This is a genomic window from Halomonas saccharevitans (assembly GCF_900116405.1).
GTDB classification, from domain to species: domain Bacteria; phylum Pseudomonadota; class Gammaproteobacteria; order Pseudomonadales; family Halomonadaceae; genus Halomonas; species Halomonas saccharevitans.
Map to the genome: position 1 here is coordinate 19803 of NZ_FPAQ01000013.1, position 19912 is coordinate 39714.

At 68.1% G+C, this 19912-nt stretch carries 18 protein-coding genes; 10 read left to right on the forward strand and 8 right to left on the reverse strand.

Annotation, left to right across the window (positions count from 1 at the left end; all coding sequences use genetic code 11):
- Positions 1 to 108: 108 nt before the first annotated feature.
- A complete protein-coding gene (locus tag BM388_RS07575; RefSeq protein WP_089848768.1) occupies positions 109 to 1698 on the reverse strand; it encodes a peptide chain release factor 3 in 1590 nt (529 codons plus the stop codon).
- Between the two features lie 358 nt (positions 1699 to 2056).
- Between BM388_RS07575 and BM388_RS07580 the strand changes: the two genes are divergently transcribed.
- Both BM388_RS07580 and BM388_RS07585 read left to right on the forward strand, forming a co-directional pair.
- Positions 2057 to 3406 carry a type II toxin-antitoxin system HipA family toxin gene (locus tag BM388_RS07580; RefSeq protein WP_089848770.1) on the forward strand — a complete coding sequence of 450 codons (1350 nt, stop codon included), beginning with the start codon at positions 2057 to 2059 and terminating at the stop codon, positions 3404 to 3406.
- Entirely contained in the window at positions 3403 to 3738 is a 336-nt protein-coding gene (locus BM388_RS07585; RefSeq protein ID WP_089848772.1) for a helix-turn-helix transcriptional regulator, read from the forward strand. The genes BM388_RS07580 and BM388_RS07585 overlap by 4 nt, the downstream gene beginning before the upstream one ends.
- Here BM388_RS07585 and BM388_RS07590 read toward each other — a convergent pair.
- Positions 3716 to 4276, reverse strand: a complete 561-nt coding sequence (locus BM388_RS07590) for a DUF6647 family protein (protein ID WP_139233906.1) — start codon at positions 4274 to 4276, stop codon at positions 3716 to 3718. The genes BM388_RS07585 and BM388_RS07590 overlap by 23 nt on opposite strands.
- A 230-nt stretch (positions 4277 to 4506) precedes the next feature.
- On the opposite strand from BM388_RS07590, the gene BM388_RS07595 reads away from it, so the two are divergent.
- Together BM388_RS07595 and BM388_RS07600 are read left to right on the forward strand one after the other, a co-directional pair.
- A complete protein-coding gene (locus tag BM388_RS07595) occupies positions 4507 to 5010 on the forward strand; it encodes a CIA30 family protein (protein ID WP_089848777.1) in 504 nt (167 codons plus the stop codon).
- Positions 5007 to 5411 carry a DCC1-like thiol-disulfide oxidoreductase family protein gene (locus BM388_RS07600; RefSeq protein ID WP_089848779.1) on the forward strand — a complete coding sequence of 135 codons (405 nt, stop codon included), beginning with the start codon at positions 5007 to 5009 and terminating at the stop codon, positions 5409 to 5411. The genes BM388_RS07595 and BM388_RS07600 overlap by 4 nt, the downstream gene beginning before the upstream one ends.
- A 122-nt stretch (positions 5412 to 5533) precedes the next feature.
- Here BM388_RS07600 and BM388_RS07605 read toward each other — a convergent pair whose 3' ends face one another.
- Positions 5534 to 6199, reverse strand: coding sequence for an SDR family oxidoreductase (locus BM388_RS07605; RefSeq protein ID WP_089848781.1), 666 nt, complete (start codon positions 6197 to 6199; stop codon positions 5534 to 5536).
- Between the two features lie 66 nt (positions 6200 to 6265).
- The gene (dkgB, locus tag BM388_RS07610; RefSeq protein WP_089848783.1) at positions 6266 to 7075 is read right to left on the reverse strand and encodes a 2,5-didehydrogluconate reductase DkgB; all 810 of its coding nucleotides are present in this window, start codon (positions 7073 to 7075) and stop codon (positions 6266 to 6268) included.
- Between the two features lie 581 nt (positions 7076 to 7656).
- On the opposite strand from dkgB, the gene nhaD reads away from it, so the two are divergent.
- Positions 7657 to 9093, forward strand: a complete 1437-nt coding sequence (gene nhaD, locus BM388_RS07615) for a sodium:proton antiporter NhaD (protein WP_245781486.1) — start codon at positions 7657 to 7659, stop codon at positions 9091 to 9093.
- A 164-nt stretch (positions 9094 to 9257) separates the two neighbouring features.
- Here the strand turns inward: nhaD and BM388_RS07620 are convergent, their stop codons facing one another.
- Together BM388_RS07620 and BM388_RS07625 are read right to left on the reverse strand one after the other, a co-directional pair.
- Positions 9258 to 12392: an efflux RND transporter permease subunit gene (locus BM388_RS07620; RefSeq protein ID WP_089848784.1), complete on the reverse strand. Its 3135-nt coding sequence runs from the start codon at positions 12390 to 12392 to the stop codon at positions 9258 to 9260.
- Positions 12389 to 13771 carry an efflux RND transporter periplasmic adaptor subunit gene (locus BM388_RS07625; protein WP_089848786.1) on the reverse strand — a complete coding sequence of 461 codons (1383 nt, stop codon included), beginning with the start codon at positions 13769 to 13771 and terminating at the stop codon, positions 12389 to 12391. Before BM388_RS07625 ends, BM388_RS07620 begins: the two co-directional genes overlap by 4 nt.
- Positions 13772 to 13944: 173 nt before the next feature.
- Here BM388_RS07625 and BM388_RS07630 point away from each other — a divergent pair, with 173 nt between their 5' ends.
- Both BM388_RS07630 and BM388_RS07635 read left to right on the forward strand, forming a co-directional pair.
- Complete coding sequence (locus BM388_RS07630; RefSeq protein WP_089848788.1) at positions 13945 to 15225, forward strand: ATP-binding protein; 1281 nt, start codon at positions 13945 to 13947, stop codon at positions 15223 to 15225.
- A gap of 34 nt (positions 15226 to 15259) precedes the next feature.
- A complete protein-coding gene (locus tag BM388_RS07635) occupies positions 15260 to 15799 on the forward strand; it encodes a response regulator transcription factor (RefSeq protein ID WP_089848790.1) in 540 nt (179 codons plus the stop codon).
- A gap of 95 nt (positions 15800 to 15894) precedes the next feature.
- Here the strand turns inward: BM388_RS07635 and BM388_RS07640 are convergent, their stop codons facing one another.
- Positions 15895 to 16665: a 3-hydroxybutyrate dehydrogenase gene (locus tag BM388_RS07640; protein ID WP_089848792.1), complete on the reverse strand. Its 771-nt coding sequence runs from the start codon at positions 16663 to 16665 to the stop codon at positions 15895 to 15897.
- 139 nt (positions 16666 to 16804) lie between these two features.
- Positions 16805 to 17299: a [NiFe]-hydrogenase assembly chaperone HybE gene (gene hybE, locus BM388_RS07645; protein ID WP_089848794.1), complete on the reverse strand. Its 495-nt coding sequence runs from the start codon at positions 17297 to 17299 to the stop codon at positions 16805 to 16807.
- A 129-nt stretch (positions 17300 to 17428) separates the two neighbouring features.
- Between hybE and BM388_RS07650 the strand changes: the two genes are divergently transcribed.
- From BM388_RS07650 to BM388_RS07660, 3 genes are all read left to right on the forward strand, one after another.
- Positions 17429 to 18247, forward strand: a complete 819-nt coding sequence (locus BM388_RS07650) for an inositol monophosphatase family protein (protein ID WP_089848795.1) — start codon at positions 17429 to 17431, stop codon at positions 18245 to 18247.
- A 238-nt stretch (positions 18248 to 18485) separates the two neighbouring features.
- Positions 18486 to 18755, forward strand: a complete 270-nt coding sequence (locus BM388_RS07655) for a GrxA family glutaredoxin (protein ID WP_089848798.1) — start codon at positions 18486 to 18488, stop codon at positions 18753 to 18755.
- A gap of 195 nt (positions 18756 to 18950) precedes the next feature.
- Positions 18951 to 19718, forward strand: coding sequence for a VOC family protein (locus BM388_RS07660; RefSeq protein ID WP_089848800.1), 768 nt, complete (start codon positions 18951 to 18953; stop codon positions 19716 to 19718).
- The last annotated feature ends 194 nt before the right edge of the window (positions 19719 to 19912 follow it).

The following is a 19912-nucleotide window of genomic DNA, read 5'->3' on the forward strand; positions in this document are numbered from 1 at the left end:
CCGTCCCTGGGCGCTACATTTGCCATCCATGGCAAATGACCTCCGCTTCGTCCTGTCCCCGGCGCCGCCGGCTTGGAAGTATCCTGCTCGGCGCTCGGTGCTTAAAGCTCAGTGCTCCCGCGTCGGCTGGAAGCGAATCTCCGGCCAGCGCTCCTGGGTCATCTGCAGGTTGACCCGAGTCGGGGCGATATAGGTCAGGTAGCCGCCGCCGTCGATGGCCAGGTTGGTGCTGGCCTTGCGCTTGAACTCCTCGAGCTTCTTGGCATCGTCGGAGTAGATCCAGCGCGCGGTGTTGACGTTCACACCCTCGTAGATGCAATCGACCTTGTACTCCTCCTTGAGGCGGTGGGCGACCACGTCGAACTGCAGGGTACCCACGGCGCCGAGGATCAGATCGTTGTTGTCCATCGGCATGAAGACCTGGGTCGCACCCTCCTCGGATAGCTGCTGGAGGCCCTTCTGCAACGCCTTCATCTTCAGCGGATCCTTGAGGCGCACGCGCTTGAACAGCTCTGGCGCAAAGTGCGGGATGCCGGTGAAGCGCATGTCCTCGCCCTGGGTGAAGGTGTCGCCGATCTGGATGGTGCCGTGGTTGTGCAGGCCGATGATGTCACCGGGCCACGCCTCCTCCACCTGAGCGCGATCCGAGGCCATGAAGGTCAGGGCGTCGGCAATCTTGATGTCCTTGCCGATGCGCACGTGGCGCATCTTCATGTTCTTCTCGTACTTGCCCGAGCAGACCCGCAGGAAGGCGATGCGGTCGCGATGGTTGGGGTCCATGTTCGCCTGGATCTTGAAGACGAAGCCGGTGAAGCGCCCGTCGTCGGCCTCCACCACTCGGGTGTCGGTCTCACGCGCCTGGGGCGGCGGCGCATACTCGACGAAGCCGTCGAGCATCTCGCGCACCCCGAAGTTGCCCATGGCAGTACCGAAGTAGACCGGCGTCAGTTCGCCGCGGCGATAGGCCTCGAGATCGAACTCATGCGAGGCCCCGCGTACCAGCTCGACCTCCATGCGCAGCTCCTCGGCCTGCTCCTCGCCGAGCACCTCGTCCACCTCGGGGCTGTCGAGCCCCTCGATGCGCTTGTCCTCGGGGATGCGGTTGCCCTGCCCCTGGGTGTAGAGGTGGATGACGTCGTTGTAGAGGTGGTAGACGCCCCGGAAGTGCCGCCCCATGCCGATCGGCCAGGTCATGGGCGCGCACTGGATGTTGAGCACCTCCTCGACCTCGTCCATCACCTCGACGGGGTCACGGGTGTCGCGGTCCATCTTGTTGACGAAGGTGAGGATCGGCGTGGTGCGCAGGCGACACACCTCCATCAGCTTGATGGTACGCGCCTCGACGCCCTTGGCGCCGTCGATCACCATCAGCGCCGAGTCCACCGCGGTCAGGGTGCGATAGGTGTCCTCGGAGAAGTCCTCGTGGCCCGGCGTGTCGAGCAGGTTGACGATGCGCCCGCCATAGGGGAACTGCATCACCGAGGTGGTCACTGAGATGCCGCGCTCCTGCTCCATCTTCATCCAGTCGGAGGTGGCGTGGCGGTCGTCGCGCTTGCTCTTGACGGAACCGGCCAGCTGGATGGCGTTTCCGAACAGCAGCATCTTCTCGGTGATGGTGGTCTTGCCGGCGTCGGGGTGCGAGATGATCGCGAAGGTGCGGCGCAGCCCGGTTTCATGGGCGAGGGTCGAGTTGGACATTGCGTCTCGTCGCTGATTGATGCACATCCGGCCGGGGGTCGGGTCCGGCCGGCGCGTGTCGGTGTCTATCGGTATCGTGAATGCGACGATTGTACCGTCAGGCTCGGATTCTGTCGCCGGTCGTCGACCAGGCCGCCAGACCACCGGCAACGGAACGGGGTATCAGATCCGGCTCAAGCCGCGGCGACATGAACACAGCAGGCCACCCCGATGGGCGCCCGCACACACAATTCGCACTATATTGCCCAAAATATGACCTGTCGGCCAAAATATGAGTAATTTACTGCGCAAGAAATACCGCCTGCGCTAGACTATGCGCAATACATTGCGCAAACCCATCACCATGCCAGGGCCCACCATGCAGTTGACCCTCCAGATCCATCACCAGGGACAGTGGCACGATGCGGCCGTGCTGGAGCTCCCGCATCCGGAGCGCGGCACGCGTGGCCCGGCCCGGTTGGGCTATCTCCAGGCGCATGCCCTGGCCTGGATGTCCCGCGATGATGAGCACGCCTGCAGCCTGACCCTGCCGGTCGAGCTGATGATGCGCCACCACGGCGAGCGCTGGTTCGGCTTCCTCGAGGACATCATGCCCGCCGGGGCGAGCCGCCGTTACTGGATCGCTCACCTCGGCATCCAGGACCTGACGTCCGGCGAGCAGGACAGCGAGCTGCTGCACCGAGGCACCATCGCGCCGGTCGGCAACCTGCGCATCCGCGAGGCCGTGCCGCCGCGCCCGCCAGGCAGCACGCTGGAGGCACTGCGCTTCCCACTCAGCGATGTCATCGAGCGGCATACCGACTTCCTGGAGTACGCCCAGCAGATGGGCGCCGCCAGCGGCGGGGCCACCGGCGCCGGCGGTGAGGCGCCCAAGCTGCTGGTGCGTCGCACGGCGGGCGACGAGGTCTGGATCGACACCTGGCAGGACGACCCGACGACCCTCGACCCGCACTTCCTGGTCAAGTTTCCCCGCGGCCAGCGCGGGGACGACGACTGCGACATCCTGCGCGCCGAATACCATTACTACCGTGAGCTGGCCGAGCTGGGCATCGATACCGTCTCGCTCCAGGGCCTGCAGCTGAGCGAAGGCGAGCGCTATCCCTCGCTGTGGCTGCCCCGCTTCGATGTCGAGGTACGCGACGGCCGGCTGTGTCGCTTCGGCCTGGAGTCCGTCTATGCGCTGCTCGGCGTGGCCCCGGGCTCCCACCTTCGCCACCCGGCGGTACTGGAGCGGCTGGTCACCCTGCTCGAGCGCCAGCACCGGGTCCGGGAGCTGGGCGAGGCCTTCGACCGAGAAGCGTTCGTGATCGAATGGGTCAAGCGCGACCTGCTCAACGTGGCTTTCGGCAACTCCGACAACCATGGGCGCAATGCGGCCCTGCTCAAGCGCCCGGAAGGCATCTGGCACGCCCCGGTCTACGACTTCGCGCCCATGAAGGCCGACCCGGAGGGCGTGACGCGCACCACCCAGTGGGGCGCTCCGCTGGAACAGGGCGGCGACTTCGACTGGCCCGCCATCGCCCGGGCGCTCGGTGGCCTGGTCGACCCCGATCGCCTGATGGCCGAGCTGGAGGACCTCGGCAGGCGCCTGCAAGGCCTGGCGGAGCGGCTCGCGGCGCGCGGCGTGCCGGAAGGAATCCTGACTCGGCCGGCCGTGGGCCTTGGTCACCTTGATCAACGGCTGAAACGCTGGGGACTGGCACCATGAAAACCGACACCCTGACCCCCGAGGCCCGGGAAGCCGCCCTGCTGGAGCAGCTGCGCCAGTTACTGCGCGGGGAGCTCAGCGAAGGCCAGGTGCTGCGCTACCTGCGCCGCGAGGTGCTGGGCATGTCCCAGGGCGACTACGCACGGCTCGTCGGCATCAGCCGACGCACCCTCTCCGACATCGAACGCGACGCCGGCAACGCTTCCATGGCCAGCATGGACCGCGTCTTTCGCCCCCTGGGCCTGAGGGTCGGCCTGCTGCCTCGTCAGCCCGCCCTGCTGTCACGGCTCGTCGCCGATGACGATGAGGCTAGCGCAGCCCACGCTCGATGATGCGCAGGGTCTTGTCGTCAATGCCCAGCGCCGCCAGGGGGTCCGCCACCCCCGCCTCCTCGAGCCAGCGCAGCTGCAAGCGATAGGCCTCGCCCTCCAGGCGCCCCCGGGGACGTGTAGCGGCATCGTCCCGATCGTGGCGCTGGGCATGATGAACCTGGAAATGATGGACCAGCTCGTGGAGCAGATAGCTCTGGTCGATGAGGTCGTCCAGGTCGAGATCGACGTCCAGGTAGATGATGCCGTCCACGGGGTCGTAGGCTCCCTTGACCAGGATGCCCAGCGGTTCGGGAAAGTCGGGGAAACAGCGTTGCTGCAGGCTCGCCTGGCTCTCGAATTGCACCCCCGGCAGTACCGGTTCGCGGTAGTCCGTGCGCAGCGCCAACCAGGCGCTCTGCTCCCGGACGATCCGTGCCGGCGCCGAAATCGAGGGGGGGCCGGGCGACGTGGACGCCACGGCGGGTGCCGCAGGCAGCGCCAGCAGCAGTATCCGGAGCACGAGCGGTGCGGGCCAGCGGGGCGTGAGCAAAGGCGACATGCCGACCTCGCAATGGTTGGGCAAGCAAGCGCCGGCGACCGGCCGCACGGTATTCCCGAGCCCCGACGGCCGACGCGGCGGCGACACTTCACCAGTCTAGCCGCCGAGCGTGCACACCACCCGGGGTGTCGCGGCGACGGACATGGGCAGCTGGCCAGTGCCCCCCGATAGACGTCATCCTGTCGAGTGATGAAGGATACTCAGGTTCACCGCTACCGCGAGGAGGCTCCATGCCATCAGGGATCGATTTCCGCATCGATTTTCAGGACCCCGACGAGGCAGATCGCTGGCATGCCATCAACGACGGCGTGATGGGCGGGGTCTCTCAGGGTGGAATGCAGACCGCCGCGGGCACCGGCGTCTTCACCGGCCGTCTGTCGCTCGAACACGGCGGCGGCTTCGCCTCGGTGCGCCGGGAACCCGGCGACCCGGCCTTGGGCGACGCTCGCGGGATGCGTCTCCACGTGCGCGGCGACGGCCGCACCTACCAGCTGCGGCTGCGCACCGACCGCCTCTTCGAGGGGGCGGCCTATCGCGCCCGGTTCACCACCACGGGCGAGTGGCAGAGCCTCGATCTTGACTGGGGCGACTTCGAGGCGGTCTTCCGCGGCCGGCGGCTGGAGGATGCCCCGCCACTCGCGCCGCAGGATATTCGCCAGCTCGGCTTCCTGATCGCCGACCGTCGCGAGGGGGAGTTCCGGCTGGAGATCGCCTCCCTCGAGGCGCTGGCATGACGCGACGGGAAACGTCTCGACCCGACATGACGCTGGTCTATGACGGCGAGTGTCCGATGTGTCGCCGGTTCGTGCGCCTGCAGCGGCTGCGTCGCGACGTCGGCGAGCTGGAACTGGTCGATGCACGAGAGCAGAGTGCCGCGCGCCGCGAACTGAGCGCGCTCGGCATCGACCTGGACGAGGGATTCGCGCTGCGCATCGGCGAACAGTGGATCCACGGCAGCGAGGCCCTACATCGCTTGGCGCTGATGAGCACACGCAGCGGCCTCTTCAACCGGCTGATGGCGAGGCTCTTCGCCTCCCCGAGCCGCACCGCTCGGCTCTATCCCTGGCTGCGCGCCTGCCGGGCCGCCCTGCTGCGTCTGCTGAGGCGCGGACCCATCGGCAATCTCCGGCGCTGAGCCTCGATGATCGCCCACGTCATTAGCGCCTCATCGGGGTCGGTCATCAGACGGCTCACCTCAAAAAGCGGCTAACTCGACGTGGACGGACCTCATCGGCACAGGCTTTGCCAGGACAGGCCTTACCAAGGCAGCGTTTCGCCATTGCTGTGCCAGAAGCCGCCGCTGGTCGCGAGCGTCAGCGCCTCGATGCGCGCGGCGATGCCGTCGGCGGCCTCCTCCGGGCTGATCAGGCCACCGAAGTTGACCATGCGGGTCTGCACGTAGCCCGGGTGAAGCTGGGCCACGGCGATGCCGCGGGGCGCCAGGTCCACCGCCAGCGACTTGCCGAAGGCGTTCAGCGCCGCCTTGGAGGCGCGGTAGCCGTAGCGCCCGCCGGAGTCGTTGTTGGCGATCGAGCCCATGCGGCTGGTGATGTTGGCGATCTTGGCGCCCTCGCCAAGCCGCGGCAGCAGGGCCTCGGTGACCCGCAGCGGGGCATAGGCGTTGATCTCCATCTGCGCGCGCATGGCGTCGAAATCGAGCTCGCCCAGCGACTCGTCGTGGAGCAACCCGGCGTTGTTGATCAGAAGATCCAGCGGCTGGTCCGCGAGCGACTCGGCCAGGCGCGCCACCTCCGCCTCGCGGGTCACGTCGATGCCGTCGATGACCCGATGAGCCACCTCGGCGAGCTCGTCGGAGCCCGCGCGACAGGCACCGATCACCTGCCAGCCTGCCCGGTGATAGTGGCGCGCCAGCGCCAGGCCGACGCCGCGATTGGCGCCCGTGATCAGGACGGTGGAAGCCATGTGTTCTCCTCGATGTGCCGTTGGTGCGGTTCATGTCTGTCGTTCGCCCACCGGAGCCGGCCGGGATCAATCCCAGTCGGGGGCGAAGTCGGGATCGGCGATCCGTTCGCCGCGATCCAGGCCGGCAATGGCCGCGAGCTCCTCCTCGCTCAGCGTGAGGTCGAGGGCGGCGAGGTTGCTCGCCAGATGCTCACGCTTTGTGGAGGACGGAATGGTCACCACGCCGTGGGCGCGGGTCCAGGCCAGGGCCACCTGAGCCGGCGTGGCATCGTGAGCCTCGGCGATGCGCGCCAGGGTGGCGTCTTCCATCACCTTGCCCACGGCCAGTGGCATGTAGCCGGTCACCGTCAGGCCGCGGGATTGGCAGTGCGCCACCACATCGCGGTTCTGCAGGAAGGGATGCACCTCGACCTGGTTGGTCAGCAGGGACTCCGGCCCGAGGATCTCCAGCGCCTTGTCGACCTGGGCGATGGTGAAGTTGGAGACGCCGATATGGCGCGCCTGGCCGGCCTCGCGTACCTCGCACAGGGCATTGAGGTAGTCGGCCATGGGCACTTCGTCATCGGGTGACGGCCAGTGGATCAGCAGCAGGTCGACGTAGTCGGTGCCAAGCTTATCCAGGCTCTCGCGCACGCTTTCCTTGAGCGCGCCGGGCTCGAGCCGGTCGTGCCACACCTTGGTCGTCAGGAACAGCGACTCGCGCGGCACCTCGCTCTCGGCGAGGGCGGCGCCCACGTCCTGCTCGTTCTCGTACATCTGGGCGGTATCGATATGCCGATAGCCCAGCGCCAGGGCGTCGTGGATCACCTGCTTGAGGGTGTCGCCCTTCAGGCGAAAGGTGCCGAGGCCGGGATTGGGCAGCGGGGTCGTGCTCATGGGCTCTGCTCCTCGTGTCGAGCGCTGCGTTTCGCGCTGAACCGGTGGCGCAGTGCATGTCGGGCATGCCGCGCCGATCCTGTCTAGGTGCGGGGAGACGCGTCGATTTCAAGGGTCGATCTCAAGGGGCGCTGTCTGACCTACGCCCTGGCCGAGCCAGTGCCGACCAAGCGCGAGACGCTTAGCGCCGCGGCGTGACCGTCGATGGCACCGCCCGTTCTGCCGCTCGCGATGCCCGTAGTGAAGGACGCTCGAGGATCGCTTGAGGTGCCCTCGAGGTGCTCTTGAGATGCTCTTTGGATGCTCTTGAGAATGCCTTAAGAAACTCTTAAGGAAACGCCGCGATACTCCGCCTGCGCGCGTCAGGCCCTTGCCTGCTGTCTGCCGGCATCGCGACTGCCGATGTCCGGGCCCCGAAGGGCCGCCGACGGCGCTGGCGAAGGCCCGTTTCCAGTTGCGAGCAAACGGTTCGCCCCCTATCATTCTCGCTCCAGCCTCCCCGCTCACCCTCCTCCCCGGGAAATTTCACTCCGATGTCGATGCTACCCCGACCGCACCACAGGCCCAGGCACAGCGCCCGGATGCCTGGTCTTCTCGTGCTTGGCCTGATGGCCCTGCTGGCCGCCCCGCTGGCTCAGGCCGCCGCCGGGCCCCTCGCGCTCACGAGCTCTCTCTACGGCTTCAGCGCCGTGACGCTGTTCATCCTCGCCTACGCGCTGGTCATGGCCGAGGAACAGCTGCACATGCGCAAGTCCAAGCCGGTGCTGATCGCCGCCGGCCTGATCTGGACGCTGATTGGCTGGGTCTACGTGCAGGCGGGCCTGCCCGACGCGGCCGAGGAAGCCTTTCGGGAGACCCTGCTGGAATACAGCGAACTGCTGCTCTTCCTGCTGGTGGCGATGACCTACATCAACGCCATGGAGGAGCGCCGCGTGTTCGATGCGCTGCGCTCCTGGATGGTGCGCAAGGGCTTCAGCTACCGTTCGCTGTTCTGGATCACCGGTATCCTGGCCTTCGGCATCTCGGCCATCGCCAATAACCTGACCACGGCGATGCTGATGTGCGCCGTGGTGCTCAAGGTCGCCGAAGGTGACAAACGCTTCATCGGCCTGTGCTGCGTCAATATCGTCATCGCCTCCAACGCCGGCGGCACCTTCAGTCCCTTCGGCGACATCACCACCCTGATGGTCTGGCAGGCCGGGATGGTCGAGTTCAACCAGTTCTTCGCCCTGCTGGTGCCCGCGCTGGTCAACTACCTGCTGCCGGCGCTGATCATGAGCGTCTTCATCAAGAACCGGAAGCCCGACTCCCTGGAAGAGAACGTCTGGCTCAAGCGCGGCGCGCGACGCATCATCGCCCTGTTCCTGTTCACCGTGGCCAACGCCGTGGCCTGCCATACCCTGCTGAACCTGCCACCGGTGCTGGGCATGATGACGGGCCTTGGCCTGCTGCAGTTCTTCGGCTATTACCTGCGACGCAGCCTGCCGATGTCGCTGGAACGCAAGCGCACCCGCTACACCCAGCGCGGCGACTGGAAGAAGCTCGAGCAGCTCGGCAGCGTGGTGCCCTTCGACGTCTTCACGCGGATCGCCCGCTCCGAGTGGGACACCCTGCTGTTCTTCTACGGGGTGGTAATGAGCGTCGGCGGCCTGGGTTTCATGGGCTATCTGGCGCTGCTCTCCGAGACCCTCTACACCGGCTGGGACCCGATCTGGGCCAACATCGTGCTGGGCGTGATCTCGGCGGTGGTCGACAACATCCCGGTGATGTTCGCCGTGCTCTCGATGGAGCCTGACATGTCGCTGGGCAACTGGCTGCTGATCACCCTGACCGCCGGCGTCGGCGGCAGCCTGCTCTCGGTCGGCTCCGCCGCCGGGGTGGCGCTGATGGGCCAGGCGCGTGGCAACTATACCTTCGCCACCCACCTGCGCTGGGCCCCGGTCATCGGGCTGGGCTACGCGGCCAGCATCGCCGTGCATCTCTGGATGAACGCCGAGGGCTTCCAGCTCCTCGGCTAAGCGCACCCGCAAGAGGCGCACCGAGCGCTCACGACAGCGGCCGGTCACCACGGCAGCGAAAAGTCACGACAACTACGCGTAAAAAAGGAGGAGCTGCCCAAGTCAGCTCCTCCTTTTTTTGTTGAACGGAGAAGATCATCGGCCGCCGGCGGCAGGGCCGAGCGTCAAGCCCCGCCGACGGGATCTGGGGCCTCCTCCCTCATGCGCCCGAAGCGCTCGCGCAGCCGCTCGAGATAGCTCAGCAGCACCGGGATCACGGCCAGCACCAGCAGGGTCGAGAAGGCCAGGCCGAAGGCGATGGAGACGGCCATGGGAATCAGGAACTGCGCCTGCAGCGAGGTCTCGAAGAGCAGCGGCAAAAGCCCGCCGATGGTGGTCAGCGAGGTGAGCAGCACGGCCCGCACCCGCTGCACCACCGCCTCGTTGAGCGCGGCGTCGATGGCCAGTCCCTTCTGGCGCTGGTGACGGTAGAAGGCCACCAGGATGATGGCGTTGTTGACCACGATGCCGGAGAGCCCGAAGAGCCCGAAGAGCGAGAGCATGGTCAGGTTGAGGCCCAGTGCCCAGTGGCCCAGCAGGGCCCCAACCAGCGCCAGCGGGATGATCGTCATGACGATCAGCGGCAGGCTCCAGGAGGCGAAGACCCAGGCCAGCACCACGTACATCAGTCCCAGGCCGATGATCAGCCCGGTGCGCATGTCGGCGAAGGTCTCGCGCTGGTCGGCGGCGCGCCCCTCGAAGCTATAGCGCAGCCGGTAGGTGCTGACAAGGGTCGGCAATACCTCCTCGGAGACGGCGTCGAGCACCCGCTCGGCGTTGGTGATCTCGCTGTCGAGCTCGGCGGTCACCTCCACCGCCAGGCGCCCGTCGGCATGGCGCAGCGCCTCGAAGCCCTGGCGATGATCGAGCGCCATGACCTGATCCAGCGGCACGAAGCGCCCCGCCGGCGTGCGCACCGTCAGCCGCGACAGGGTCGAGAGCCGCTCTCGCTGCTCTCGGGGCAGCAGCACCCGCACCTCGATCTCGTCGTCGCCGTTCTGGTAGATCTGCACCAGGCGGCCGTCGAAGGCCGCCCTGAGCTGTCGACCCAGGTCGAGGGTGGTCAGCCCCAGGGCCTCGCCGTGGGCACTCACCCGGTAGATGAGCTGCTCGCGCCCCCAGGGCATGTCGTCCTCGGTATCCAGCACCCCGGGCAACTCGCGCAGCGAGCGGGACAGCGATTCCGCGGCGGCCTTGAGGTCGTCGGCCGACTCGCCGGTCAGGCGGATGTTGACGTCCTTGCCGGGCGGTCCCGCTGCGCGCTCGCTGATGGTCAGGTTCTCCAGGCCCGCGGGCTCGGCCATCCGGCCGCGCCAGGCGCGAATGAACTCGGCGTTGCGCACGTCGCGGTCGTCCGAGGCGGTGAGCTCGATCATCATCGAGCCGACGTTGTCGCCGTTTCGCCCCGGCTGTCCGCCGGACATCGTGGCCCCGTGGCGGACCACGGCATGCTGGACGAGCCCGCCGCCGAGCGCCTCCTCGGTCTCGTCCAGGGCGGCCTGCATCTGGGTCAGCAGCTCGTCGACGGTGCCTCGATCGGTACCGGCCACGAAGCTGGCGTTGGCATAGAGGATGTTGGGTTCCGGCGTGGGGAAGAAATTGAATTCCAGGCGCCCGCCGACCAGCAGGCCCGCGGTAAAGAGCACCACGGCGAGCGCCGACGCGAGCGTCGCGGCACGGTGGCGCAGGGTCAACGCCGAGAAGCGCCGAAAGGGGCCCTCGCGGAAGCGCTCGAAGGCCGTCTCGAAGCGCTCGCGGGGCCGCGACAGCGGGTGGCGTCGTGTCTTGCGCCCCGGCACGAAGGCGTTGCGCAGGTGAGCCGGCAGCACCACGAAGCATTCCAGCAGCGAGGCGATGAGCACGCAGATCATCACCACCGGGATATCGCCGAGGATGTTGCCGATCACCCCGCCCACCAGCAGCAGCGGCATGAAGGCGGCCACCGTGGTCAGCGACGAGGCAATGACTGGCCACAGCATGCGCCTGGCAGCCCCCTCGGAGGCGTGACGGGCGGGCTCGCCGCCGCGGAAGTGGGCATCGGCGTCCTCTCCGACCACGATGGCGTCGTCGACGATCACCCCCAGCGCCATGATCAGCGCGAACAGCGAGATCATGTTGATCGAACCGCCGATGACCCAGAACACCGCCATGGCCGCCAGGAAGGCGGTAGGAATGCCGATGGCGACCCACAGCGCCACGCGGGCGGGCAGGAAGAAGTAGAGCAGTAGCAGCACCAGCGCCAGGCCACCCAGGCCGTTGCTGATCAGCAGCCAGATGCGCTCGGCGATCAGCTGCCAGGTCTCATCGTGCACCTCGAGCTCCACCGAGGGCGGCAGCTGGGGGCGGGTCTCGTCGAGCCAGCGATTGAGCACCTCGGCGGCGGCCAGCGAGTTGCCGTTCTCGCTTCGCTGCAGCATCAGCTCCACCGCCGGGTGGCCGTTGCGGCTCAGGGTCACCGAGGGCTCGCGGGCCTCCTGGCGGATAATGGCGATGTCGCCCAGGCGCAGCTGGACTCGCTCACCGCTGAGCACCGGCAGGTCGGCGAAGGCCAGGGCGTCGCGACGCTGCTCCACGGCGCGCAACTCGCGGGTGCTGTCCTGCTGGCCGAGCAGCCCCGCCGGCAGGTCGCGGGACATCGCCTCGATGCGCTCGGCGATCTCGCCGAGGCCGAGCTGCAGACCCTGCAGGCGCTCGGCCGGGATCTCGATGCTGATCTGCTGATCGGGCAGGCCGCTGATTTCCACCCGGTCGATGCCCGCCTGCAGCAGCTGATCCTCGAAGCGATTGGCCAGGTGGCGCAGCTCCTGAGGGGTGACCTCGCCATGCACCAGCAGCCGGGCCACCGGTTCATAGCGGGCCGCCCGGGCGACCTGGGGCTCCTCGGCCTCCGACGGCAGGTTAGTGAACTCATCGACCTGCTGGCGAACGTCGTCCAGGGCCAGGATGGGGTCGCTGCCCTCGTTGAACTCCAGGGTGATGTTCGAGATGCCCTGAGCCGAGGTGGAGGTCATCCGCTTGAGGCCATCGATACTGCGCAGGCGCTGCTCGAAGGGGATGGTGATGCCCTGCTCGATGTCCTCCGCCGAGGCGCCACTCCACACCGTGCGCACGCTGACCACGTCCAGGGCGAAGGAGGGAAAGAACTGGATGTTCATCCGCGAGATACCCAGCGCCCCGCCGAGCAGCATCACCAGCATCACCAGGTTGGCGGCGACCTTGTGGTGGACGAAGAAGCCGATCACCCCGCGCCGGCGACTCACGAGGCCGTCTCCTCGTAGCCAGCGCCTCCATCGACGCCGCCGTCGATGTCGCCGTCGATGTCGCCGGCACGCTCGACGCGCTCGGCGTTGGCGCTGCTGTCGTCTTCCCCGTCGCTTGCGGCTTGATCGTCACTGGCGGCTTGATCGTCACTGGCGGCTTGGTCGTCGCCAACGCTCTGGACCAGCAGCCCCTGCATGGCGTTGGGCAGGTGGGTGAGGATCACTCGGTCGCCATCGGCCAGCGCCTCGCCGCTGACCAGCGCCCATCGCTCGCCGTCGCGCACCACGTCGCCATGGCGAGTCACCGTCAATCGCTGCATGCGGCTCGCCTCGTCCATCAGGTAGAGGGCCTCGTTGCCATAGAGCGCGCTGTAGGGCACCGCCAGGCTGTCCGGCACCCGCGGGCGCCGAAGCGACACGGCCGCCAGGCTGCCGGGGCGCAACCCCTCGCCGCCTTCCTCCAGGCGGAAGATCGCCTCGGTGCCGGCCGGGTCGCCCTCGCCGGCGAGCCCGGTCAGCACGAGACGCGCGCCCTGCTCATCGGTGGCCACCAGGCGTTCCCCGCGGGAGAGGGCTTCGAGCAGTTCGCCCTGATGGCGCTGGGGGATGCGCGCGCGAAGCTCCAGCCCGCGTTCGGGATAGATGCTGAGCAGCTCGCTGCGGGCCGCGACCTGATCCCCCGGGGCCACCCGGATGCGCGTGACGATACCATCGAAGGGCGCATCGACCCGGCTGCGCTCGGCATCGCGGCGCGCCGCGGCCAGGGCGGCCCGAGCCCGGGTCAGGTTGGCCTCCAACGCACGCAGGCGCGCCGGATGCTCGGCGACCGCCCGCTCACGGGCCGCCACCGTCACCCGGGCGCGGGCCAGCTCATTGCGCGCGGCGTCCAGGTCGGACTGAGAGGCCAGGTTGCGCGCCCTGAGCGAACGGGTGCGCTCAAGCTGGCGACGGGCGTTGTCGACCAGCTCGCGCTCGCGGGCCAGGGCCTCGCGGTCGCTCTCGTGGCGCACCCGCTCGTTCTCGACCTGGGCCTCGCGATCCGCCACCTCGGCCTCGGCCTGCTGAAGGGGCGGCGTCACATCGGCATCGTCCAGGGCCACCAGACGCTCGCCGCGGGCCACCCGCTGCCCCTCGCGGACCGGCCGTTCGGCGATCCGCCCGGCCAGGGGCGCGGTGACGGTGAGCATGTCGGGGGCGGTGATCTCGCCATACAGTGGCAGGACAGGCGCCTGGGGCGCCAGCGTCGCCGCGAGGGTCTCGACGCGCCAGCGGCGCTCTTCGGGCGTCACGCTGGGGCTCTCGGGCCGGGTCGCGCGCAGCCACAGAAAGGCCGCCACGCCGACGGCCAGGATCAACAGGGGGAGCAGGCGTCTGAGCATCGGGCTGGGTTCCAACGGGCATATCAACAGCCCACAATATACAGTCATCAAGCGGTGATTGTCGGCGCCACGTCGCCACGGCGACACTCTACCGCAGCCCGTTGCGTCGGCGGCTCGCCCCGCCCTGTTCCGGATCGGGTATCATCGGCCCCCACTCGCCTCGCGGAGTCACCATGCAAGCCGCCCTTCCCCTGCCGCTCTCCACCCCCAACCGCAACCTGGTGCGGCTGACCATCGTGCGCGGCATCACCTGGACCGGCTTTCTGGCCGCCATCATCATCGGCATCGAGCTGCTGGGCTTCTCGCTGCAGGTGCCCGCGGTGATCGCGGTGATCGCGGTGATCGTCTCCATGGGCGTGATCAACATCGCCACCTGGTGGCGGCTGGGGCGTCCCCGGGCGGTCACGCACCAGGAGTACCTCGGTCACCTGATGATCGACGTGACAGGGCTGACGCTACTCTTCTACTTCACCGGCGGCGCCCACAATCCCTTCATCAACTACTACCTGGTGCCGGTGACCATCGCCGCGGCGACCCTCCCCTGGCGCCATGCCTGGCTGGTCGCCGCCGCCTCCATGGCCGCCTACACCTTCCTGATGGTGGTCTACCAGCCGCTGCCGCCGCTTGCCCAGGGGGATGGCGAGACCACCCTTGGCCTGCACACCCTGGGCATGTGGTTGAACTTCGGCCTCTCGGCGGGGCTCGTGACCTTCTTCATCTTCAAGATGGCCCATGCCCTGCGCCGCCGGGACCAGGCGCTGTCGCGCACCCGAGAGGCGGCGCTGCGCAACGAGCAGGTGCTGGCGGTGGCCACCCAGGCCGCGGGCACCGCCCATGAGCTCGGCACGCCGCTCTCCACCATGGCGGTGCTGCTCGCCGAGATGCGCGAGGATGCCAAGGACGACCCCGAGCTGACTCGGGATCTTGAGCTGCTGCGCCAGCAGGTCGATACCTGCAAGTCGCGGCTGCGCCACCTGGTGCAGAGCGCCGATCGCCGGCGCATGGCCGAACCCGAGGTCTGCGATGCCCAGGCGTGGCTGGCCGGCGTGGTGCAGCGCTGGTTGGTGCTGCGCCCCGACGTCAGCCATCGCCTCGAGGTCGCCGAGCGGCGCGACCCGCCCCGGCTGGCCGTGGATGCCACCCTCGACCAGGCGCTGACCAACCTGCTCAACAACGCCGCCGATGCCAACCCTGACGACATCATCATCCGCCTGGAGTGGAACGGCGACGAGGTGATCATCGACATTCGCGACCACGGCCCGGGCGTGGCGATGTCGATCGCCGACCAGCTGGGCGAGACCTTCGTTTCCACCAAGAGCAAGGGGCTGGGCATCGGCCTGTTCCTGACCCACGCCACCATCAACCGCTTCGGCGGCGGCGTGAGCCTGTACAATCACCCCGACGGCGGCACCCTCACCGAGGTGACCCTGCCGCGCAGCCAGACGACGACCTGACGGCTCCGGGATTCCCCGACCCTGCGAGGACGACATGCAAGAGACCGCCGAACGCCTGCTGATCATCGACGACGACGAGATGTTCTGCCACGTGCTCGACCGGGCGCTGACGCGCCGCGGCTTCGAGGTGATGGTCGCTCACGACGCCGCCCAGGCGCTCTCCCTGGCGCGCCGTCACCAGCCCCAGCTGGCCACCCTGGACCTCAAGCTGGAGAACGAGTCGGGCCTCAAGCTGCTGCCCGAGCTGCTCGAGCTGGTGCCGGCATGCCGGGTGATCGTGCTGACGGGTTATTCGAGCATCGCCACCGCAGTGGAGGCGATCAAGCTCGGCGCGGTGAACTACCTGTGCAAGCCGGCCGATGCCGACGAGGTGCTCGCCGCCCTGTCACGGGAGGAAGGCGATCCGGAGATGGAGGTGGCGGACAACCCGCCGTCGATCAACCGCATCACCTGGGAGCACATCCAGAAGGTGCTCCAGGAGCACGACGGCAATATCTCCGCCACGGCGCGGGCGCTGGGCATGCATCGCCGCACCCTGCAGCGCAAGCTGCAAAAGCGACCGGTCAGGCGCTGACGCTACGGGCTACGGGCTACGGGCTACGGGCTACGGGCTACGGGCTACGGCAACAGCATAGCTCGTTGCTCGCCGCCCGCGGCCCGAACGCGGCGTTATTGCGCGGTCCACCCCAGGTCGATGTTCCAGTTCGCCCCGGTGACGGCGCCGGCCTGATCCGAGGTCAGGTAAGCGACCAGCGACGCCACCTCGCTCGGCTCGATCAGCCGCTTCACGGCGGCATTCTTGAGCATGATGTTCTCGATCACCTCCTGCTCCTCCATGCCGTGCATCCTCGCCTGATCGGCGATCTGGTTGTCGACCAGCGGGGTCTTCACGTAGGCCGGGCAGATGGCGTTGGCGGTGATGCCCTGCTGGCCACCCTCCAGCGCCGCGGTCTTGGTCAGGCCGATCATGCCGTGTTTGGCGCTGATGTAGGCGGCCTTGCCCGGCGAAGCCACCTGGGCGTGCACCGAGGCGATGTTGACGACCCGACCCCAGCCGCTCTCGCGCATGCTCGGCCACACCGCCTGAGTGAGCAGGAAGGGCGCGGTCAGCATCAGGTCGATGATCTGGCGCCACTTCTCCTCGGGAAAGGTCTCGATGGGCGAGACGTGCTGAATCCCGGCGTTGTTGACCAGGATGTCCACGCGACCGAAGCGCTTGATCGCCTCCGCCACAGCCGCCTTGCAGGCCTCGCCATCGGTCAGGTCGGCCTGGAAAAAGGCCGCGCCGGCCTGTTCGGCGACCTCCTTGCCGGCCGGATTGAAGTCCACGGCCAGCACCTGATGACCCTGCTCGCAGAAGTGGCGGACCACGGCCTCGCCGATGCCGCTGCTGGTGCCGGTGACCAGGGCGACGCGGGGGGTGGAAGCGTTGGCGGTCATGCGTGACTCCTCTTGATCGGATCGTCCCAGGGCGACGGGGCGCGCCCCGCTGAAGCCCGGTGATGTTGTGGTTGTCGTCGTGCTCATGGGGGTGGCACTGCGCCACCAGCATAAGGCGAATGACGCAGTGCGTCATCCATCAGGCATCGGGCGCGGCAGGCGTCATGACCCGCTCCATCAGCTGCTGAGCGAGGCGGCTGGCCGCCTGGCGGGAGTCGAGATCGGAGATATCTTCGAGCAGCTCACAGCGCCAGCAGCCCTCAAGCGCGCCTTTACCCTCAGCGTCGCCGTCGACACGACGCTCATCGTGACTGTCGGCGCTACTGTCAGAAAGGGGCTCCCAGGCGAAGGGATAGCGCCCCGAGGGCAGCGCCAGGGTCAGGCGCGGCTCGGCCAACGGCGGCGCGGCCTCGTCGTCGACCACCAGCGCAAGCGACAGAGAGACGGGGGTGACCAGGGCCCCCAGCAGCCCGCGGCGCCCGTCGGGCAGCAGGTGGGGCTGAAAGCACAGGGCATCCACGCCAAGGCGGGGATTGAAGTGCGCCTCGCCCTTGGCGTCCTTCAGGTAGCGGCGGGTCCAGGCCTCGGCCAGGCGCCCCAGCCGCGCATACTGATCGGCACTCAATGCCTGCATGATGTCCTCCGGTTCGGCGAGGCCGCCAGTATAGTCGCCGCGCTCGGGTCGTCACACCGGGCGTTCGGCAGCGACACGGCGAGCTGCTAGCATGAAAGCCGTTTGATAATGACCCGCCAAGGAGCCGCCATGACCCCCGCCCAGCGCCTGGAGATCGCCGTCGACATCGCCCGAGAGGCCGGCCAGATGATCATCGAGGCCCGCCAGGGTCAGGCCTTCGGCCATCGCTACAAGCACGGACATGAACTGGTCACCGACACCGACGTCGAGGTGGATACGCGAATCAGCGAGCGCCTCCAGGAGCACTTCGCCGACGAGGCGCGCCTCAGCGAGGAGCTGGCCCCCGACCGCGAGGCGCTCGCGACGCCCCAGGCACTGTGGGTGGTGGATCCCATCGACGGCACGGTCAACTTCGCCCACGGCCTGCATCACGTGGCGGTCTCCATCGGCTGGGCCAGCGAGGGCAAGACGCGCCTGGGGGTCGTGCATGCGCCCTTCCTCGGCGAGACCTTCACCGCGCTGGACGGCCGGGGCGCCTGGCGCAACGGCGAGCCGATCCGCGCCAGCCGCACGGGCAGCCTGGCCCACTGCCTGGTGGGCACCGGCTTTCCCTACCGCCGCGACAGCCGCCCGCCGCTGATGCGCCGTCTCACCGCGGTGCTCGGCCACTGCCAGGACGTCCGGCGCAACGGCTCGGCCGCCCTGGACCTGTGCGACGTGGCATGCGGTCGGCTCGACGCCTACTACGAGAGCGTCTCACCCTGGGACTGCGCCGCAGGCTGGCTGATCGCCCGCGAAGCCGGCGCCCGCACCGGGCACCTCTATCCCGTCCCGGCAGCGATTCCGGAGGATCTCTACGGCGAGAACCTGCTGGTGACCGCCCCCGAGGTCCATGTCGCGCTCGGAGACCTGCTGCGCCGGGCCGACGCCGGCGAGATCGATCTCTAGGGCGATCGCCAGGGCCGTCGCAAGAGCGCCTTCGCAAGTCCGTTCGCCGGACCGTACCCATCTAGTGCGACCGGTCAGGGCACAGCGATAAGAACGCTATAACGCGGTTGCCGATAGCCCGCCCCCATCGCCGCCCAAGGTGGCGGCTATTGGCGAAAGGGCGCGCGCTCCTTCACAATGCCCATCCTTCTTTCCCATCATCCACTGCCGTGCACCTCGTCGTGCCAGGAGCCTTTTCATGTTCGTCGTCATCTTCGGCCGCCCCGCCTGCCCCTTCTGCGTCCGCGCCAAGTCGCTGGCCGAGCGGCTCGAGAGCGCCGGCGCCATCGAGGGCCACCGCTATGTCGACATCCAGGCCGAGGGCATCACCAAGGCCGACCTGGAGAAGACCATCGGCCAGCCGGTGCACACCGTGCCGCAGATCTTCGTCGATCAGACCCACGTCGGCGGCTTCACCGAGTTCGATCAGTACGTGCGCGACAACGCCCTGATGGCCGCCAGCGTCTGACACGCGCCGCACGCCATCCTCGACGCCGTCACCCCAGGGTGGCGGCGTTTTCGTTGTGTGTGCATGCCCGCGAGAGCCTGCGTCTTTCCCGCGTTGAATGAGCTCCCGACCTCGCTGCCTATACTGGCGCTGCGAGCGCACGAGAGATGAAAACGGGCCACACGAACGGGGCATCACGACGGGGGAAACGGCACGATGCAACGGGAAGAGTTCGTCCAGCAGCTGTGGCTGGACTTCGTCCATCACCATCCTGACGTCGGCGGCCTGCGGTTGTGGCCGGTCGAGGCCCCGGCGGAATATTTAGCGATCCTTACCCTCAATCACGGCCCCTGGGCCATGGAATCGCTGATCCCGACGCTGGTGCGCTTCGGCTATCGACCCCAGCAGCGCTACGGCATGGCCGACCGCGGCCTGCTCGCGACCCTGCTCAGCGCGCCGGATCATGGCGGCTGGGTGCTGCTCGCCGAGCTGCAGCTGGGCGCCCTGTCGCGACAGCCCCGGGAGAGCCTGAAGGCACTGGTTGCCGACGCCGACCCCCGGGAGGCGCGCAGCCAGGCGCTGCTCTGCCACGGCCGCGCCTGGCCGATGCCCGACTGGGATACCTACCAGCTCCTGGAGCGCGCCCACCCCCTGGCCGGTTGGCTCGCAGTGATGGGACCAAGGGTCCACCACGTCGGCTTCGACTGCCAACGGCTGGGCCACGACTTCCAGACCCTCGACGGTCAGTTACAGCAGGTTGGGCTCAAAGGCAGCGACGATCGCCACCATGGGCTCTTCCCCGTCTCGCCGCTGCTCGACTACCGCTTCTATGCCACCCGCTCGCAGCGCCTGGCCTTCGCCGAGGGCGACGAGCATCGCATCGGCCTGGGCGGCCTGGCGCTGGTGCAGAAGCAGGTTAGCGCCAACCAGGAGCGCGCCGCCGAACTGCTGTTGCCCCACCACACACGCTGCGAACTCACCTGATCCGGATCATCCACAGAATCTGTGGATAACGCTGTGTATCATCCCGGGGAAAGCCGCGGAGACCCGGATGGCGGGGGCCGCGCAACGTCGTGATCAGTTTTTCGGCAGTCCGGACCTCCCCTAACGACAACGGCCCGGACACAGGGTCCGGGCCGTCGATTGGCATGCGCCTCACTCGAGGGCGCCGTGCTGGA

Excerpts from the sequence above, each read along its gene's own strand:
- BM388_RS07575 (WP_089848768.1), bottom strand. The coding sequence starts at position 1,698 with ATGTCCAACTCGACCCTCGCCCATGAAACCGGGCTGCGCCGCACCTTC.
- BM388_RS07580 (WP_089848770.1), top strand. The coding sequence starts at position 2,057 with ATGCAGTTGACCCTCCAGATCCATCACCAGGGACAGTGGCACGATGCG.
- BM388_RS07585 (WP_089848772.1), top strand. The coding sequence starts at position 3,403 with ATGAAAACCGACACCCTGACCCCCGAGGCCCGGGAAGCCGCCCTGCTG.
- BM388_RS07590 (WP_139233906.1), bottom strand. The coding sequence starts at position 4,276 with ATGTCGCCTTTGCTCACGCCCCGCTGGCCCGCACCGCTCGTGCTCCGG.
- BM388_RS07595 (WP_089848777.1), top strand. The coding sequence starts at position 4,507 with ATGCCATCAGGGATCGATTTCCGCATCGATTTTCAGGACCCCGACGAG.
- BM388_RS07600 (WP_089848779.1), top strand. The coding sequence starts at position 5,007 with ATGACGCGACGGGAAACGTCTCGACCCGACATGACGCTGGTCTATGAC.
- BM388_RS07605 (WP_089848781.1), bottom strand. The coding sequence starts at position 6,199 with ATGGCTTCCACCGTCCTGATCACGGGCGCCAATCGCGGCGTCGGCCTG.
- dkgB (WP_089848783.1), bottom strand. The coding sequence starts at position 7,075 with ATGAGCACGACCCCGCTGCCCAATCCCGGCCTCGGCACCTTTCGCCTG.
- nhaD (WP_245781486.1), top strand. The coding sequence starts at position 7,657 with ATGCCTGGTCTTCTCGTGCTTGGCCTGATGGCCCTGCTGGCCGCCCCG.
- BM388_RS07625 (WP_089848786.1), bottom strand. The coding sequence starts at position 13,771 with ATGCTCAGACGCCTGCTCCCCCTGTTGATCCTGGCCGTCGGCGTGGCG.
- BM388_RS07630 (WP_089848788.1), top strand. The coding sequence starts at position 13,945 with ATGCAAGCCGCCCTTCCCCTGCCGCTCTCCACCCCCAACCGCAACCTG.
- BM388_RS07635 (WP_089848790.1), top strand. The coding sequence starts at position 15,260 with ATGCAAGAGACCGCCGAACGCCTGCTGATCATCGACGACGACGAGATG.
- BM388_RS07640 (WP_089848792.1), bottom strand. The coding sequence starts at position 16,665 with ATGACCGCCAACGCTTCCACCCCCCGCGTCGCCCTGGTCACCGGCACC.
- hybE (WP_089848794.1), bottom strand. The coding sequence starts at position 17,299 with ATGCAGGCATTGAGTGCCGATCAGTATGCGCGGCTGGGGCGCCTGGCC.
- BM388_RS07650 (WP_089848795.1), top strand. The coding sequence starts at position 17,429 with ATGACCCCCGCCCAGCGCCTGGAGATCGCCGTCGACATCGCCCGAGAG.
- BM388_RS07655 (WP_089848798.1), top strand. The coding sequence starts at position 18,486 with ATGTTCGTCGTCATCTTCGGCCGCCCCGCCTGCCCCTTCTGCGTCCGC.
- BM388_RS07660 (WP_089848800.1), top strand. The coding sequence starts at position 18,951 with ATGCAACGGGAAGAGTTCGTCCAGCAGCTGTGGCTGGACTTCGTCCAT.